Genomic DNA, 14313 nt, shown 5'->3' on the forward strand with positions numbered 1-14313 from the left:
GGGCCGCGGGCCGGCCGGGGCCTCAGCCCTGGCCGACTGAGGCATGTGCGGAAGGCGTTGATATTTCATGGCTGTTGGGTTCGGTGACACCTCGCAGGACCACCGGGTGCGCGTGCTGGGTGAACCCGTCGATTCCTATCCGCGGCTCGCGCCGGAGGTCGAACGGGGTTCGGTGCGCCGCATCACCGTCGTCGGGGAAGAGATTCTGCGGCAGCGGTGCCGGGAGGTCACGCAGTTCGGTACGCCGGAGCTGTCGCAGCTGGTGGACGACATGTTCGCTACGAACCAGGTGGCGGAGGGCGCGGGGCTTGCCGCCAACCAAGTCGACGTGGACCTGCAGTTGTTCATGTGGGACATCACGGACGAGTGGGGGGTGCGTCACGTCGGGCACATCGCCAACCCCGTCCTGGACGAGGTGCCGACCGAGCAGCGCAGGCTGGTCGAAGAACCCGAAGGCTGTCTGTCCGTTCCCGGCCCCTACCGGGTGGTGCCCCGCCTCGACCGTGCTGTCGTGCGAGGCCGTGACAAGAACGGCAAGCCGCTCGTGATCGAGGGCAGAGGGTACTTCGCCCGGTGCCTGCAGCACGAGACAGACCACCTTCATGGTCACCTGTATCTGGACCGGCTTGCCCAGCGGGAACGAAAGGCAGCCCTCCGCGAGATGGCTGCGTCCAAGGACGAGATGTTCGCCCGGCGTGCCGCCCTGGCCAAGAAACTGGGCAAGTAACACCGTTCCCCACATATTCAGTGATGCCGCCGACTGACGAACCGCCGAGCCCGCCTACTCCAGCGAGCGTTGAGCTATGTCCGCTCTTCCTCCACGTCTTCCTGTTTGCCAGGGTCTCGCAGGGGCGCAGGCCAAGTAAGAGGGGTGATCCTCCTCGACTCGCGACACGCCCGGCAGGGCCCGGTCGTCCAACTTGTCCACCACTACGTTCTGTGGTGGGCGCGGCCTGGAACCCCAACCCGTCTTCATGCTGGGTTAGTTCGGATAAGCACGCATGCTCGTGCTGGCAGGGGGTGCCATAGGGCCTGTCGCAAGTGCCCAGAGCGACCTTGCGCAGGCTGAAGTGGTCTCGGAAGTCATCCCATTCGGCGGCGGTCGGCTCCCGGTACTCTTCGCTGGGACGTGTGGTTCGGCGCTGGTCGACGAAGTGTCGGTAGTGGCGGATGACCTCCTCGGGATAGACAGCGACGTATCCCTGAGTGGTGTTGAGATCGAGATGGCCGAGCACTTTGGCGGCGATGTGGATCGGCAGCCCGCCGTTGACGGTCTCGGTTGAAAAGATCCTCCGGAAGTCGTGCGGGGTGAATCGCAGCCGTGTGCCGTCGACGTCGACGATGTCGGCCCGTTCCGCGAGGTCCGCGAGCAACTCCCGTACCCGGTTCGGGGAGATCACCTGCAAACGGTGCTGGGAGACGCGCTGGAACAGGTGCGGCAGTAGCGGGCCGAAGGTGCGTTCGTAGCCGTCGTAGCGACTCAGCAACGGGACCTTCCCGTCAGGGTCTTTGATCCGGCGGATGATGCGAGCGAGGACGGCAACCAGGTCCGGGTCGGCGGGGATGACTCGTTCCTGGTCGGTCTTGGAGGGGCTGATCTGCAACAACGGGATCAGCTCGCCGGTGGGCGCCCGGTATTGCCGAAGGCTCACATGGGTGAGTTCCAGCAGTTCCTCGATGCGGGCTCCGGTCCGCCGCAGCACCTCGATCACGGCCCAGGTCCAGAACGCGTTGGACTCCTCGCACTCGGCGTCGAAGCGTGTGGCCGGCCCGGCGAACGGGGTGACGAACACGGCGGTCGGACGCCAGCGGCTGGTCACCCGGCCGGTGCGGCGGTACCGCTGGCCGCCGGCAGTGAACTCCTGGCCGGGCTCGCTCTCCCGGGCGGCGGCCAGGACGAACTCGGCCTGTCGCAACCGGTCCTCGGCGGCGGCGACGAGCCGCGGGACCACCGGGATCAAGGTGCGGGTGCGCTGCTGCATCCGGGCCTGGCGGTGCCGGGTCTCCTTCAGGTAGCCGCGGACATCTGCTTCGCTGATCGGGCAAGGTGCCGCCCAGCGGGACCAGCGGGCCGGTTCCTCCAGCGACCACTGCAACAGGTCCAGGTAGAAAGAGCGGACAGCCAGCAGCACGTTGTGGCTGTTGCGGCGGGGGCGTCCGTCGGGCAGAAGGCGGGCCCGCTGCTTCCACTCCTGGGCGACGCCGTCGGGCAGGTGGAGGGAGGAGATCCCGGGATGGTGTCGTTCCAGGTCAGCCCAGAAAAGCCCGGCGAGCATATGGGCCTGGTTGACCAAGGAGCCGTAGTCGAGGACCGCTGCCCGCTCGGCGACATAGTGCACCAGGACGTTGCGGATCTCGCGGTCGGCGATCCGGTAACGATCGACCAGCTCGGCGGGAGTGAGCTGACCCGGTGCGCGGGCCTGCCGCAGGGTAGGCGGTGCGTCCTTCAGGCCGCCGACGGCATGCAGAATCTCGTAGGCGATCGGCAGGGAGGCCACCGTGCGTCCGGAGGCCCGGCGAGCTGCCGTGTACTGCTCGAAGTCCTCGACGTCCAGTTCACGCAGGTTCTTTCCGGTGACGATGGCCATGCGCGTGAGCAGGTTGAGTGCCTCGGCACTGTGCTCGTCGCAGCCACCCCGTCCCTCGGCCTGCCGCTCCAGCCGGGCGAACGCCTCTGCCTGGTTGTGGCGCCGGTAGGCGTCGTAGACACCGAGCAGGCGGCTGCCGCACAACCAGGCGTCGCACGGTCGAACCGCGCGGAGGACGATCAGTGCGCCGAGCCCGGCGGTGAGCCGGCATCGTTGGGATTGGGTCAGCCCCGGCGGACCCCACTGCTTCCCGGCGATGTCGGAGCCGCTCAGCAGCCAGCGCTCCTGCCAGTCCTCCCCGGGGAACTGGCCGAGCCAGTCCAGGACGCGGCCCATCGCGCGGTCCTGCCGGGACTGCTGCTGAGTGGTCGGCTGCACCAGCAGAGCCCGAGCGAGGAGCTCGATCAGCGCGGCGCGGATCTCCAGGTGTACGAGGGTTCCCCACACCTCGTACCGCTGTTACATTCCGGAAAACAAGAATTCATTTCAGTTTACCTGGAGGGTTCGCCATGACGGTTGTCGATGTCGCTGCTGCCGTGGACATACCCGCTCGCCGGGAGCTCCCGCCGTCGATGGTCGAACGCATGACGTTGATCATGGACGCATTCGAATGCCGCACCACTCGGCTGTCCCTGGAGGACGTGGCCCGCAGCACGCATCTCCCGCGTTCCACGGCCCACCGGATCCTCGACCAGCTCGTACGGCTCCAGTGGCTCGAGCACACAGGGTTCGGCTACGGCCTCGGGCGGCGGGCACTCGGGCTAGGCGGGGGCGACGGCACGAACAGTGAGATCCGTGAAGCCGCCGCGCCCAGACTGCACAGCGTGCAGATCCGCACCGGGCTGGTCGTCCACCTCGCCGTGCTCGACGGCGCCGACGTCCACTACCTCGACAAGGCCGGCGGCCGGTTCGCCGCGTCGGTCCCCTCGCGGGTCGGCGGGCGTGCGCCGGCCCACTCGACGGCACTGGGCAAGGCGATGCTGGCCTGGCTCGAACCGGAGGAGGTCGAGGCCCGGGTGGGTGGCGCCATCGCCCGGCTGACCCACCGCACGATCGCCGACCTGGACACCCTGCACCAGGAGCTCAACCGGATCCGGCAGCGTCGCGGCCTGGCGTTCGAGCGGGGCGAGTGCTTCCCCGGCATCGCCTGCGCCGCGGCGGCGATCCGTGGCCCCGAGGGGCCCGTGGCCGCCATCTCGCTGATCGGCGACGCGCAGACCCCGCTGGAGAAGGTGGCCCCGTTGGTGGTCGACGCCGCGCGACAGGTCTCGCTGGAACTGTTCCCCTGCCTGGAGACCCCTGGCCGGGGACACCGCGCGCCCGCCTTCCCGGAGCAGACGTGGTCTCCGCAGGCCATGGACCGGCTGCTCGTCGCCGGCCAGAGCGGCGGCTGGCTGTAGAGCGTGTCCGGGGGAGCGCAGCCGGACAGGCCCTGGAGCCCAGGGCCTGTCGCCGAACCGCGGTCCGCCGTGCGACGCCCGGCAGTTCGACGACCGGACCTCAGCCTCAGCTTGGCGTTTAACCTCGCTGACGCAGTGGCCTGCTGAAATGCGATGTTTCCGTGACAGCAGGGGCGGCCGCCCCTCACGCTTTGAGATGTCGAGTAACAGAGCGCGAGAGAACGGCCGCTGTGATGAGTCTTCCGGTTCAGGTCTCCGACGTCGAGCCGTTGTCCGTGTTGTCCCGTTTCCGGATCGAGTTCTACGACTGCCTCTACACCCGCGCGGACGCGCTCTTCGAGCTGACCGACGCGGTGCTGTGCGCGGACGGCCCGGTGAAGTCGCTGGTCGAGCTGACGCTCGCGGCCGAGCACCGGCGCGGGCACGGCGCGATGTACGACGCGCTGAACTCCGGCTGGCTGGAGCCACGCCGTCTGCGCCGCGTCCTGGACAGCCTGCCGATCCCGCGTACATCGGAGGGGCGTATCGCGCTGGCCGTGGACGTCTCCAATTGGCTGCGCCCCGACGCCCCTACCAGCCCTGACCGGCTGTTCTGCCACGTCTACGGGCGTGGCCGCAGTGCGGATCAGCGCATCCCGGGCTGGCCCTACTCCTTTGTCGCCGCCCTGGAGCCGGGCCGCACCTCGTGGACGCGGGTCCTGGACGCCGTCCGGCTCGGACCGGCCGACGACGCGACCGCGGTCACCGCCGCCCAGCTCCGTGAAGTCGTGGAGCGGCTGGTCCGCGCCGGGCACTGGAAGCCCGGCGATCCGCACATCCTGATCGTCATGGACTCCGGCTACGACGTCACCCGCCTCGCCCATGTCCTGGCCGACCTACCCGTTGAGGTGGCCGGGCGCCTGCGCTCGGACCGCGTCATGCTCCGCGACGCCGGCGAGCGCCGCTCCGGTCCACGGGGCGGACAGCCCCGCAAGCACGGCGGGGTCTTCACCCTGAAGAAGCCCGACAGCTGGCACGAGCCGGAGACCACCACCACGACCGACACCACCCGTTACGGGAAGACCGAGGCCACCGCCTGGAACCGGATGCATCCCCGCCTCACCCACCGTGGCCCCTGGCTCGACCACGACGGTGAACTCCCCCTCGTTCACGGCACGTTGATCCGCCTGAAGGTCGAGTACCTGCCCGGCGACCGCGACCCCAAGCCCGTCTGGCTGTGGTCCTCGGCCCCCGGCGTCGACGGTGCCCACCTGGACCGGATCTGGCGGACCTTCCTCCGCAGATTCGATCTTGAACACACCTTCCGGCTCATGAAGCAAACGCTCGGCTGGACCAGGCCGAAGGTCCGCAGCCCCGAGACCGCCGACCTGTGGACCTGGCTGATCATCGCCGCCTACACCCAGATCCACCTCGCCCGCGCGCTCGCCGAGGACCTCCGAAGGCCCTGGGAGCGACCGGCCCCACCCCGCCGCCTCACTCCCGCCCGAGTCCGGCGAGGGTTCCGCAACATCCGCGCGACCACGACCCGCCCCGCCAGTGTTCCGCAACCCTCCCGACCCGGCCCCGGGCGTCCCTCCGGATCGAAGAACCGCAAGGTCGCACCCCATCACGACGTCGGCAAGACCGTGAAACGCGCCGAGAGCCTCACCGCACATCGAACCGCCGCAGGTTAAACGGAAAGCTCAGAGGCTGTCGGATGACCTCCGAGAGCCTCTCAGCCCCAGTGGTCGCCCCAGCCCCAGGGGTCGGGCATGGTGACCGGCTGGTCCTCGACGCCGAACCGCCCGCGGAAGAAGAGCATCGGCCGTTGTTCGGGCATCGTCTCCAGTTCCAGGACCCGCCCGATCACCACATCGTGGTCACCGGCGACGTGCACGTCGTACACCTCGGCATGGACCCTCATCAGCACGCCGCGCAGGGACGGGGTCCCCCAGCGCGAGAGGTCCCAGCCCAGCCCGTCGTACTTGCTTCCCCTGCTGGAGCCGAAGCGGCCGCAGACATCGGTCTGGTCCTCGGCGAGGACGTTGACGCAGAACCGGCCCGACTCCCTGATCCTCGGCCAGGCGCGCCCCTTGTGGTCGGCGCAGAACAGGACGAGGGGCGGTTCCAGCGAAACGGATGCGAAGGACTGGCACGCGAACCCGACCGGATCCGACCGGTCCATCCCTGTGACGACGGTGACACCCGTCGCGAACGCTCCCATGGTGCGCCGCATCTCCTGAGGAGTGGGCGCCGTGACCTCACCTGTCGTGGGTGCGGTCAAGGACTCTGCTGACATCGGATTCACCTCGACGGGGCCGGGTCTGTGACGTGCTCCTGGCGGGGCACGTCCCGAAGGTAGGACCGTCGCGTCGGGCACCGGAGCGCGCGCTCCCGATGAGTGGAACACGACAGGCCACAGGGCCGGCCCGTACCGCTCCGGCTGCCCGGAACACCCGCGTCCCGCTGATCGGGATGAGTGAGGCGCCCCTGTGGGGGCCCTGGCTACGTTCCAGGAACCGTTGACCACAGGGACGTCGAAGGCAGGGATGATGATGGGGCTGAGCCACGACTCCACATTGCGGGAACTCACAACTGATCACGGCGTTCTGCGCTACCACGAGGCCGGGGACGGTCCGCCTCTGCTGATGTTGCACGGCTCGGGCCCCGGCGTCACGGGCTGGCGCAACTTCCGCGGCAATCTGGCCCGGTTCTCCGAGCACTTCCGCTGCCTGGTCCTGGAGTTCCCCGGGTTCGGGGTCAGCGACCCGGCCGACGGGAACCCCATGGCCACCGCCACCGATGCCGTCGGCCGGTTCCTCGACGGCCTCGGGCTCCACCAGGTCGACGTGATCGGCAACTCCATGGGCGGCTTCGTCGGCACCCGGTTCGCGTTGGACAACCCCGACCGCGTACGCCGCCTGGTGACGATCGGCGGCATGGGCCGGAACCTCTACAGCCCCGGCCCCGGCGAGGGCATCAACCTGCTGATGGAGTTCACCGAGAACCCGACGCGTGAACGTCTGGTCCAGTGGCTGTACTCCATGGTGTACGACCCGGCCATGGTCACCGAGGAACTGATCGAGGAGCGGTGGGCCCAGGCCACCGAGCCGGACACACTCGCCGCCGCGCGCAGGATGTACGGGAAGGCCGCGTTCGCCGCCACCGCCGCCGCGGCGAGGTCCGAGGAGGCCCCGCTCTGGGCGATGCTCCACGGGCTGCGGGCCAAGACCCTGATCACCTGGGGCCGGGACGACCGGGTCAGCCCGGTCGACATGTCCATCGTGCCGATGCGGACCATTCCCGACGTCGAACTGCACGTGTTCCCCAACTGCGGGCACTGGGTGATGATCGAACAGAAGGCGGCCTGGGAGAGTGCCGTGCTCGCCTTCCTGACCCGTAAGGACGCGGCATGAGCGCCGGTGCGAAAGCGGGCGCGGACACGTCCTGGGACCACGAGTTCGACTTCGTCGTCGTCGGCAGCGGCGGTGGCGGCATGGCGGCCGCGCTGACCGCCGTGGACAGCGGCCTGTCCACCGTCGTGATCGAGAAGGGGAAGATGTACGGCGGTACGACCGGCATCTCCGGCGGCGGCATCTGGATCCCCAACAACCCCACGCTGCGCGCCAAGGGCCACAACGACAGCCGTGCGTCGATCCGGCAGTACCTGGACCGCCTCACCGAGGGCCGCGTCCCGGCCGCCCGCCTCGACACCTACGTCGACCAGGGCCCGGCCGCCATGGAACTGCTCGGCAAGAGCCGGTGGATGCGGTTCTTCTGGGTCAAGGGATACGCCGACTACCACCCCGAGTACGACGGCGGCCGGCCGATGGGCCGCTCCATCGAGGCGCTCCCCTTCGACACCCGCAAGCTCGGCGAGGACGAGCGGCACCAGCGGCCCAACAACATGAAGGGCCCGCTCGGTCTGTGGATCACCGCCAAGGACTACCGCGACCTCGCGATGGTCAGGCGGACCTGGCGCGGACGCTGGGCGTCCGTCGTCGCCGCCTGGCGGGTCTCGTCCAACGTGGTCCGCCGCCGGCACATGGCCACCGGCGGTCGCGCGCTGGTGGCACGGCTCAGGATGGCCCTGAAGGACGCCGGGGTCCCCGTGTGGCTGCGGACCCCGATGACCGGCCTGGTCGTCGGCGACGACGGCACGGTGACCGGGATCGTCGCGCAGCGCGACGGCAAGCAGGTGCGCATCGGGGCGCGGCGCGGTGTGCTGTTCGCGACCGGTGGCTTCGACCACAACCAGGAGATGCGCGAGAAGTACCTGCCCGCCGGCGGCCGGGAGATCCACAGCGCCGGCGCGCGGGAGAACGTCGGCGACGGCATCGTCGCCGGGCTGGAGCTCGGCGCCGCGCTGGACTTCATGGACGACGCGTGGTGGATGCCTTCGGTGCGCCACCCGGCCGGCGCCACGATCCCCCTGGTGTCCGAGCGGTGCATCCCGCCGTCGGTGATCGTCGACTCCCACGGCAGCCGCTTCACCAACGAGTCCTCCCCGTACGTGAACTTCGTCCACGACCAGTTGGCGGGCGGCCACGTCCCGGCCTGGTTCGTGATGGACGCCAAGGCCCGCGCCCGCTACCCGTTCGCGCAGATCCTGCCCGGAATGCCGTTCCCCAAGGACTTCTACGAGAGCGGCCTGGCACACCGGGCGGACAGCATCGCCGAACTCGCCGTCGCCATCGGCGTTCCCCCCGAGGAACTCACCGCGACCGTCGAACGGTTCAACGGCTTCGCGCGCACCGGCAAGGACACCGAGTTCGGCCGGGGCGACAGCGCCTACGACCGCTACTACGGCGACCCGACCCTGAAGAACCCCAACCTGGACGAGATCGTCAAGGCGCCCTTCTACGCCGTGCGCATCGAGGTCGGTGACCTCGGGACGAAGGGCGGGCTGGTCTGCGACGAACACAGCCGGGTCCTGAGGGAGGACGGTTCGCTCATCAGCGGCCTCTACGCGACCGGCAACACCTCCGCGCCGGTGATGGGAGGCGAGTACGCCGGACCGGGCGCCACCATCGGCCCGTCCATCGTCTTCGGCTACGTCGCCGCCCGGCACGCCGCCGGCGAGACGACCGGGAGAGCATCGTGACACTGCCCCGCCCGCTCACCGTCCGCGTCGTCGAAGTCATCCGCGAGACGTCCGACGCCCACTCGCTCGTCCTGGAACCCGCGGACGGGACGCAGGACAAGTTCCGCTACAAGCCCGGCCAGTTCCTCACCGTCAAGGTGCCCTCCGACCGCGAGGGCGGGGCCGCCCGCTGCTACTCGCTGTGCAGCTCCCCGCTGCGCGACGAGAAGCTGAAGGTCACCGTCAAACGCACGGTGAACGGATACGGCTCCAACTGGATCTGCGACAACGTCGTCGAAGGCGACACCCTCGAAGTGCTGCGCCCCGCGGGCACCTTCACCCCGGACTCGCTGGACGAGGACTTCCTGCTCCTCGCCGCGGGCAGCGGGATCACGCCGGTGATGTCGATCCTCACCTCCTGCCTGCACGGCGGGAGCGGATCAGTCACCCTGATCTACGCCAACCGCGACGAGAACTCCGTCATCTTCCGCGACGAACTCGCCACCCTGGCAAGGGAGTACGGCGACCGGCTGACCGTCGTCCACTGGCTGGAGTCCGTCCAGGGCCTGCCCGCGGGCCCCGGTCTGCGGGCGCTGGCCGAGCCGTACACCGGACGCCAGGCGTTCATCTGCGGCCCGGGTCCCTTCATGGACCTCGCCGCCACGACGCTCACCGACCTCGGTGTGCCGCCGGGGCGCGTGCACGTCGAACGGTTCACCTCCCTGACGAACGACCCGTTCGCCGCCCCGCAGACCGTCGCCGACCCCACGGGCCCGTCCGGCACCGTAGAGGTCGAGCTCGACGCACGGACCACGACCGTGCCCTGGCCCCAGGGCAGCAAGCTGCTCGACGTGCTCCTCGCGGCAGGACTGGACGCGCCGTTCTCCTGCCGGGAGGGCAGCTGCAGCGCGTGCGCCTGTGTGGTTACCGAGGGCGAGGTGGTCATGGAGCGCAACGAGGTCCTCGACGAGCAGGACCTCGCCGACGGACTCATCCTCTCCTGCCAGGCGCTCCCGGTCAGTGAACGCATCAAGGTCACCTACGACGGATGATCGCCCCCAAACCCCTCGATTCGGATGAGGTTCGAACAGTGACCAAGGCGACCGCCGCGATCGTCGGCTCCGGAAACATCGGAACCGACCTGATGTACAAGCTGCTCCGGTCCGCAGTGATAGAGCCACGCTGGATGATCGGGATCGACCCGCAGAGCCCCGGCCTCAAGCGCGCGGCCGAGGAGGGCCTGATCGCCAGTGCCGAGGGCGTGGACCGGCTGCTCGCCCAGGACGAGCGCCCGGACCTGGTCTTCGAGGCCACCTCGGCGTACGTGCACAAGGCGAACGCCCCCAAATACGCCGAACTCGGCATCCAGGCCGTCGATCTGACGCCCGCCGCGCTGGGCCCCGCCGTCGTCCCGGCCGTCAACCTGGGCGAGCACCTGGACGCGCCCAACGTCAGCCTGATCACCTGCGGGGGACAGGCCACCATCCCCGTGGTCCACGCCGTCTCCCGGGTCACCGAGGTGGCCTACGCGGAGATCGTGGCCAGCGTCGCCTCGCCGTCCGCCGGCCCGGGGACCCGGGCCAACATCGACGAGTTCACGATCACCACCAGCCGGGGCATCGAGACCATCGGCGGCGCGGCCAAGGGCAAGGCCATCATCATCCTCAACCCGGCCGAACCGCCCATGCTGATGCGGGACACGGTCTTCTGTTCCATATCGGCCGACGCCGACGGCGCCGCGATCACCGCGTCGATCCACGAGATCGTCGCCCAGGTCGCGTCGTACGTACCCGGCTACCGGCTGCGCGCCGAGCCGCAGTTCGACGAGCCGACCGAGGTGAGCGGCGGCCTCGCCCGCGTCGCGGTGTTCCTCGAAGTGGAGGGCGCGGGGGACTTCCTGCCGCCCTACTCCGGGAACCTCGACATCATGACCGCCGCGGCCACCGAGGTCGGTGAGGGCTTCGCCCGGCGGATCGTCTCCCAGCGCGCCGGATCCTGAGCACCCAAGGAGTTCACCAGCCATGCCCTACAGCGCCGACCTCGACATCCGCGTCACCGACTCGTCCCTGAGAGACGGATCGCACGCCAAACAGCACCAGTTCACCATCGAGCACGTCCGGTCGATCGTCGGGGCGCTCGACGAGGCAGGGGTCCCGGTCATCGAGGTGACCCACGGCGACGGCCTCGGCGGCTCGTCGTTCAACTACGGCTTCAGCCACACGCCGGAGCAGGAGCTGATCAAGGCGGCCGTGCAGACCGCGCGCCGGGCGAAGATCGCCTTCCTGATGCTGCCCGGTCTCGGCGTCCAGGACGACATCCGTGAGGCGGCCGACAACGGTGCCGCCGTCTGCCGGATCGCCACCCACTGCACCGAGGCCGACATCGCGGTCCAGCACTTCGGGCTGGCCCGCGATCTGGGCCTGGAGACCGTCGGCTTCCTGATGATGTCGCACAGCCAGTCCCCGGAGGTGCTCGCCCGGCAGGCCCGGATCATGGCCGACGCCGGCTGTAGTTGCGTCTACGTCGTCGACTCCGCCGGAGCGCTGGTCATGGAGCAGACCAGCGACCGGATCGCGGCGCTCGTCGCCGAACTCGGCGACGACGCGCAGGTCGGCTTCCACGGCCACGAGAACCTGGGACTCGGCGTCGCCAACTCCGTGCTCGCCGTGCGGGCCGGCGCACAGCAGATCGACGGCTCGACCCGCCGGTTCGGCGCGGGTGCGGGCAACACCCCGGTCGAGGCCTTCGCCGCGGTCGCGGAGAAGCTCGGCATCCGTACCGGCATCGACACCCGGAAGATCATCGACGCCGCCGAGGACGTCGTACGGCCGGTCATGGACGGCGAGTGCCTCCTCGACCGGATGTCGCTGACCATGGGGTACGCCGGGGTCTACTCCAGCTTCCTCAAGCACGCCGACCGCCAGGCCGCGAAGTACGGCGTGTCCGGCGCCGAGATCCTCCTGGAGGCCGGCCGCCGCAACCTCGTCGGAGGCCAGGAGGACCAGCTCATCGAGATTGCCGTCGCCCTCGCCGAGAACACCTCCGCACGGAAGTGAGAACAGCCATGCCCAATCCGGTACTTGAAGCGATCACCGAGCGCGCGGAGGAGATCCGCGCGCTGGGACCGGCGAACGAGTCGCTCGGCCGACTGGACGACCAGACGGCCAAGGTGCTGCGGGAGACCGGTGCGATCCGGATGCTCCAGCCGAAGACGTACGACGGCCTGGAACTGCACCCACGCGAGTTCGCCGAGACCATCATGCGGATCGCCGCCTGCGACGGCGCGACCGGCTGGGTCGCCGGGGTCGTCGGCGTCCACCCCTGGGAAATGGCGATGGCCGACCCCCGGGTCCAGGCGGAGGTGTGGGGCGAGGACAACGACACCTGGATCGGCTCCCCCTACGCGCCGATGGGCGTGCTCCGCCCCGTGGACGGCGGCTACGTCTTCAACGGCCACTGGCAGTTCTCCTCCGGCACCGACCACTGCGACTGGCTCTTCCTCGGCGCGTTCCTGGCCGACAAGGACGGCAACAGGCTGAACCCCCCGCGGTCGGTGCACGTCGTCCTGCCGCGCTCGGACTACGAGATCGTCGAGGACTCGTGGGACGTGGTCGGCCTGCGCGGCACCGGCAGCAAGGACATCGTCGTCAAGGACGCGTTCGTCCCCGAGTACCGGGTCATCGAGTACTCCAAGGTGGTCGACGGCACCCTGGCGAAGGAGGCCGGGCTGACCAACCCCACCTACCGCCTGCCGTTCTCCGCCGCCTTCCCCCTCGGCATCACCGCGGCCGTCATCGGCATCTGCGAGGGGGCGCTGGCCCACCACATGGCCTATCAGCGCCACCGCGTCCAGATCACCGGCACGGCCGTCAAGGACGACCCGTACGTCCTCTACGCCGTCAGCGAGGCGGCGGCGGAGATCGCGGCCTCGCGCTCGGCGCTGCTGGACAACATCTCGCAGCTCCACGACATGGTGGCGGCCGGCCGGGAGGTCACCTTCGACCGCAGGGCCGTGGGCCGGCGTACCCAGGCCCGGGCGGCGTGGCGCGCGGTGCGGGCCGTCGACGAGATCGTCGCGCGCTCCGGCGGGAACGCCATGCGGATGGACAACCCGATCCAGCGCTTCTGGCGCGATGCCCACACCGGCCTCGCCCACGCCATCCACGTGCCCGGTTCGGTCTTCCACGCCGCCGCGCTGACGCAGCTCGACATCGAGCCGCCGCACGGGCCGATGCGCTCGATGATCTGACGACCCGTCACGGCACCAGCGCCCGTCCGACGAAGGACCGGCAGACCGAAAGACCGACAGATGAGGGAGGAACACATGACGCAGATACGAGGGCTTGGCTATCTCAGGGTCCAGACGCGCGACATCGAACGCTGGCGCGAACTCACCGTCGACGGCCTCGGTTTCGCCGAAGGGTCCGGGCCGGATCCCGACGGTCTCTACCTGCGGATGGACGAGCGCCGGGCACGACTGGCCGTCCTGCCCGGTGACACCGACCGGGTGCTGGCCGTCGGGTGGGAGGTGCGCGACCAGTTCGCCCTGCGGGCGGTCGGGCGAGCCGTCGAGGCGTCGGGCAGAGCGGTCAAGGAGCTGACGCAGAAGGAGGCCGACGAACGCGGGGTGGAAGCGGGCATCACCTTCGACGACCCCGCCGGCGTCCCCGCCGAGGTCTTCTTCGCCCCGATCCTCGACCACAGCCCCGTGCGCACCGGCTTCGCCCAGAACTTCGTCACCGGCGGCCAGGGCATGGGCCATGTCGTCCTGCCCACGACCTGCATGGAGGAGACCGTCTCCTTCTACACCGAGGTCCTCGGTTTCCTGCCGCGCGGAGCGATCAGGCTCGCCGGCACGGATCCCGACACCCAACCTCGCCGCGTGCGCTTCATGGGCGTCAACCAGCGGCACCACAGTCTGGCCATCTGCCCCGCGCCGCACGGGCAGGAACCGGGCCTGGTCCACCTCATGGCCGAGGTCGACAGCCTGGACGCGGTGGGCCGCGCGCTCGACAGCGTCGGGCGGCTCGGCTTCTCGATCTCCTCCACCCTGGGCCGGCACACCAACGACAAGATGGTCTCCTTCTACGTGCGCGCGCCCGGCGGCTGGGACATCGAGTACGGCTGCGAGGGCATGCTCGTCGACGAGACGTACTACACCGCCGAGGAGATCACCGCGGACAGCTACTGGGGCCACGACTGGTCCGGTTCGGAGCCGCTCGCGGCCTTCACCCCGCCCGAGGCGGGCCGGTGAGCGCATCCC

11 protein-coding genes and 1 pseudogene are annotated in these 14313 nt (G+C 69.7%); 10 read left to right on the forward strand and 2 right to left on the reverse strand.

The window, feature by feature from the left end; genetic code table 11:
* The first annotated feature begins 67 nt into the window (after positions 1–67).
* Entirely contained in the window at positions 68–727 is a 660-nt protein-coding gene (gene def, locus OH735_RS33670; RefSeq protein WP_406379322.1) for a peptide deformylase, read from the forward strand.
* A gap of 463 nt (positions 728–1190) precedes the next feature.
* On the opposite strand, the pseudogene OH735_RS33675 reads toward def, so the two are convergent.
* Positions 1191–2924: pseudogene (locus OH735_RS33675) on the reverse strand (tyrosine-type recombinase/integrase); the annotation flags it as partial.
* A gap of 173 nt (positions 2925–3097) precedes the next feature.
* Between OH735_RS33675 and OH735_RS33680 the strand changes: the two are divergent.
* On the forward strand, positions 3098–3988 hold the full coding sequence (locus tag OH735_RS33680; RefSeq protein WP_406385425.1) for an IclR family transcriptional regulator: 891 nt from the start codon (positions 3098–3100) through the stop codon (positions 3986–3988).
* A 233-nt stretch (positions 3989–4221) separates the two neighbouring features.
* On the forward strand, positions 4222–5661 hold the full coding sequence (locus tag OH735_RS33685; protein ID WP_406385426.1) for an NF041680 family putative transposase: 1440 nt from the start codon (positions 4222–4224) through the stop codon (positions 5659–5661).
* A 41-nt stretch (positions 5662–5702) separates the two neighbouring features.
* On the opposite strand, the gene OH735_RS33690 is transcribed toward OH735_RS33685, so the two are convergent.
* A complete protein-coding gene (locus tag OH735_RS33690) occupies positions 5703–6266 on the reverse strand; it encodes a flavin reductase family protein (protein WP_406385427.1) in 564 nt (187 codons plus the stop codon).
* Positions 6267–6489: 223 nt separating this feature from the next.
* Here OH735_RS33690 and OH735_RS33695 point away from each other — a divergent pair, with 223 nt between their 5' ends.
* From OH735_RS33695 to OH735_RS33725, 7 genes are all read left to right on the forward strand, one after another.
* Entirely contained in the window at positions 6490–7383 is an 894-nt protein-coding gene (locus OH735_RS33695) for an alpha/beta fold hydrolase (RefSeq protein ID WP_406385428.1), read from the forward strand.
* Complete coding sequence (locus OH735_RS33700) at positions 7380–9071, forward strand: FAD-binding protein (protein ID WP_406385429.1); 1692 nt, start codon at positions 7380–7382, stop codon at positions 9069–9071. Before OH735_RS33695 ends, OH735_RS33700 begins: the two co-directional genes overlap by 4 nt.
* Positions 9068–10102, forward strand: a complete 1035-nt coding sequence (locus tag OH735_RS33705) for a 2Fe-2S iron-sulfur cluster-binding protein (protein ID WP_406385430.1) — start codon at positions 9068–9070, stop codon at positions 10100–10102. Before OH735_RS33700 ends, OH735_RS33705 begins: the two co-directional genes overlap by 4 nt.
* Entirely contained in the window at positions 10099–11049 is a 951-nt protein-coding gene (locus tag OH735_RS33710; RefSeq protein WP_406385431.1) for an acetaldehyde dehydrogenase (acetylating), read from the forward strand. The genes OH735_RS33705 and OH735_RS33710 overlap by 4 nt, the downstream gene beginning before the upstream one ends.
* Before the next feature lie 22 nt (positions 11050–11071).
* Positions 11072–12106, forward strand: a complete 1035-nt coding sequence (dmpG, locus tag OH735_RS33715; protein ID WP_406385432.1) for a 4-hydroxy-2-oxovalerate aldolase — start codon at positions 11072–11074, stop codon at positions 12104–12106.
* An 8-nt stretch (positions 12107–12114) separates the two neighbouring features.
* Positions 12115–13299, forward strand: coding sequence for an acyl-CoA dehydrogenase family protein (locus OH735_RS33720; protein ID WP_406385433.1), 1185 nt, complete (start codon positions 12115–12117; stop codon positions 13297–13299).
* 75 nt (positions 13300–13374) lie between these two features.
* Entirely contained in the window at positions 13375–14304 is a 930-nt protein-coding gene (locus OH735_RS33725; protein ID WP_406385434.1) for a VOC family protein, read from the forward strand.
* Positions 14305–14313: the final 9 nt, after the last annotated feature.

The sequence above is a fragment of the Streptomyces sp. NBC_01618 genome, assembly GCF_045209435.1.
GTDB lineage: Bacteria > Actinomycetota > Actinomycetes > Streptomycetales > Streptomycetaceae > Streptomyces.

Coding starts and splice junctions, on each gene's coding strand:
- def (WP_406379322.1), top strand. CDS start 68: ATGGCTGTTGGGTTCGGTGACACCTCGCAGGACCACCGGGTGCGCGTG.
- OH735_RS33680 (WP_406385425.1), top strand. CDS start 3,098: ATGACGGTTGTCGATGTCGCTGCTGCCGTGGACATACCCGCTCGCCGG.
- OH735_RS33685 (WP_406385426.1), top strand. CDS start 4,222: ATGAGTCTTCCGGTTCAGGTCTCCGACGTCGAGCCGTTGTCCGTGTTG.
- OH735_RS33690 (WP_406385427.1), bottom strand. CDS start 6,266: ATGTCAGCAGAGTCCTTGACCGCACCCACGACAGGTGAGGTCACGGCG.
- OH735_RS33700 (WP_406385429.1), top strand. CDS start 7,380: ATGAGCGCCGGTGCGAAAGCGGGCGCGGACACGTCCTGGGACCACGAG.
- OH735_RS33710 (WP_406385431.1), top strand. CDS start 10,099: ATGATCGCCCCCAAACCCCTCGATTCGGATGAGGTTCGAACAGTGACC.
- dmpG (WP_406385432.1), top strand. CDS start 11,072: ATGCCCTACAGCGCCGACCTCGACATCCGCGTCACCGACTCGTCCCTG.
- OH735_RS33720 (WP_406385433.1), top strand. CDS start 12,115: ATGCCCAATCCGGTACTTGAAGCGATCACCGAGCGCGCGGAGGAGATC.
- OH735_RS33725 (WP_406385434.1), top strand. CDS start 13,375: ATGACGCAGATACGAGGGCTTGGCTATCTCAGGGTCCAGACGCGCGAC.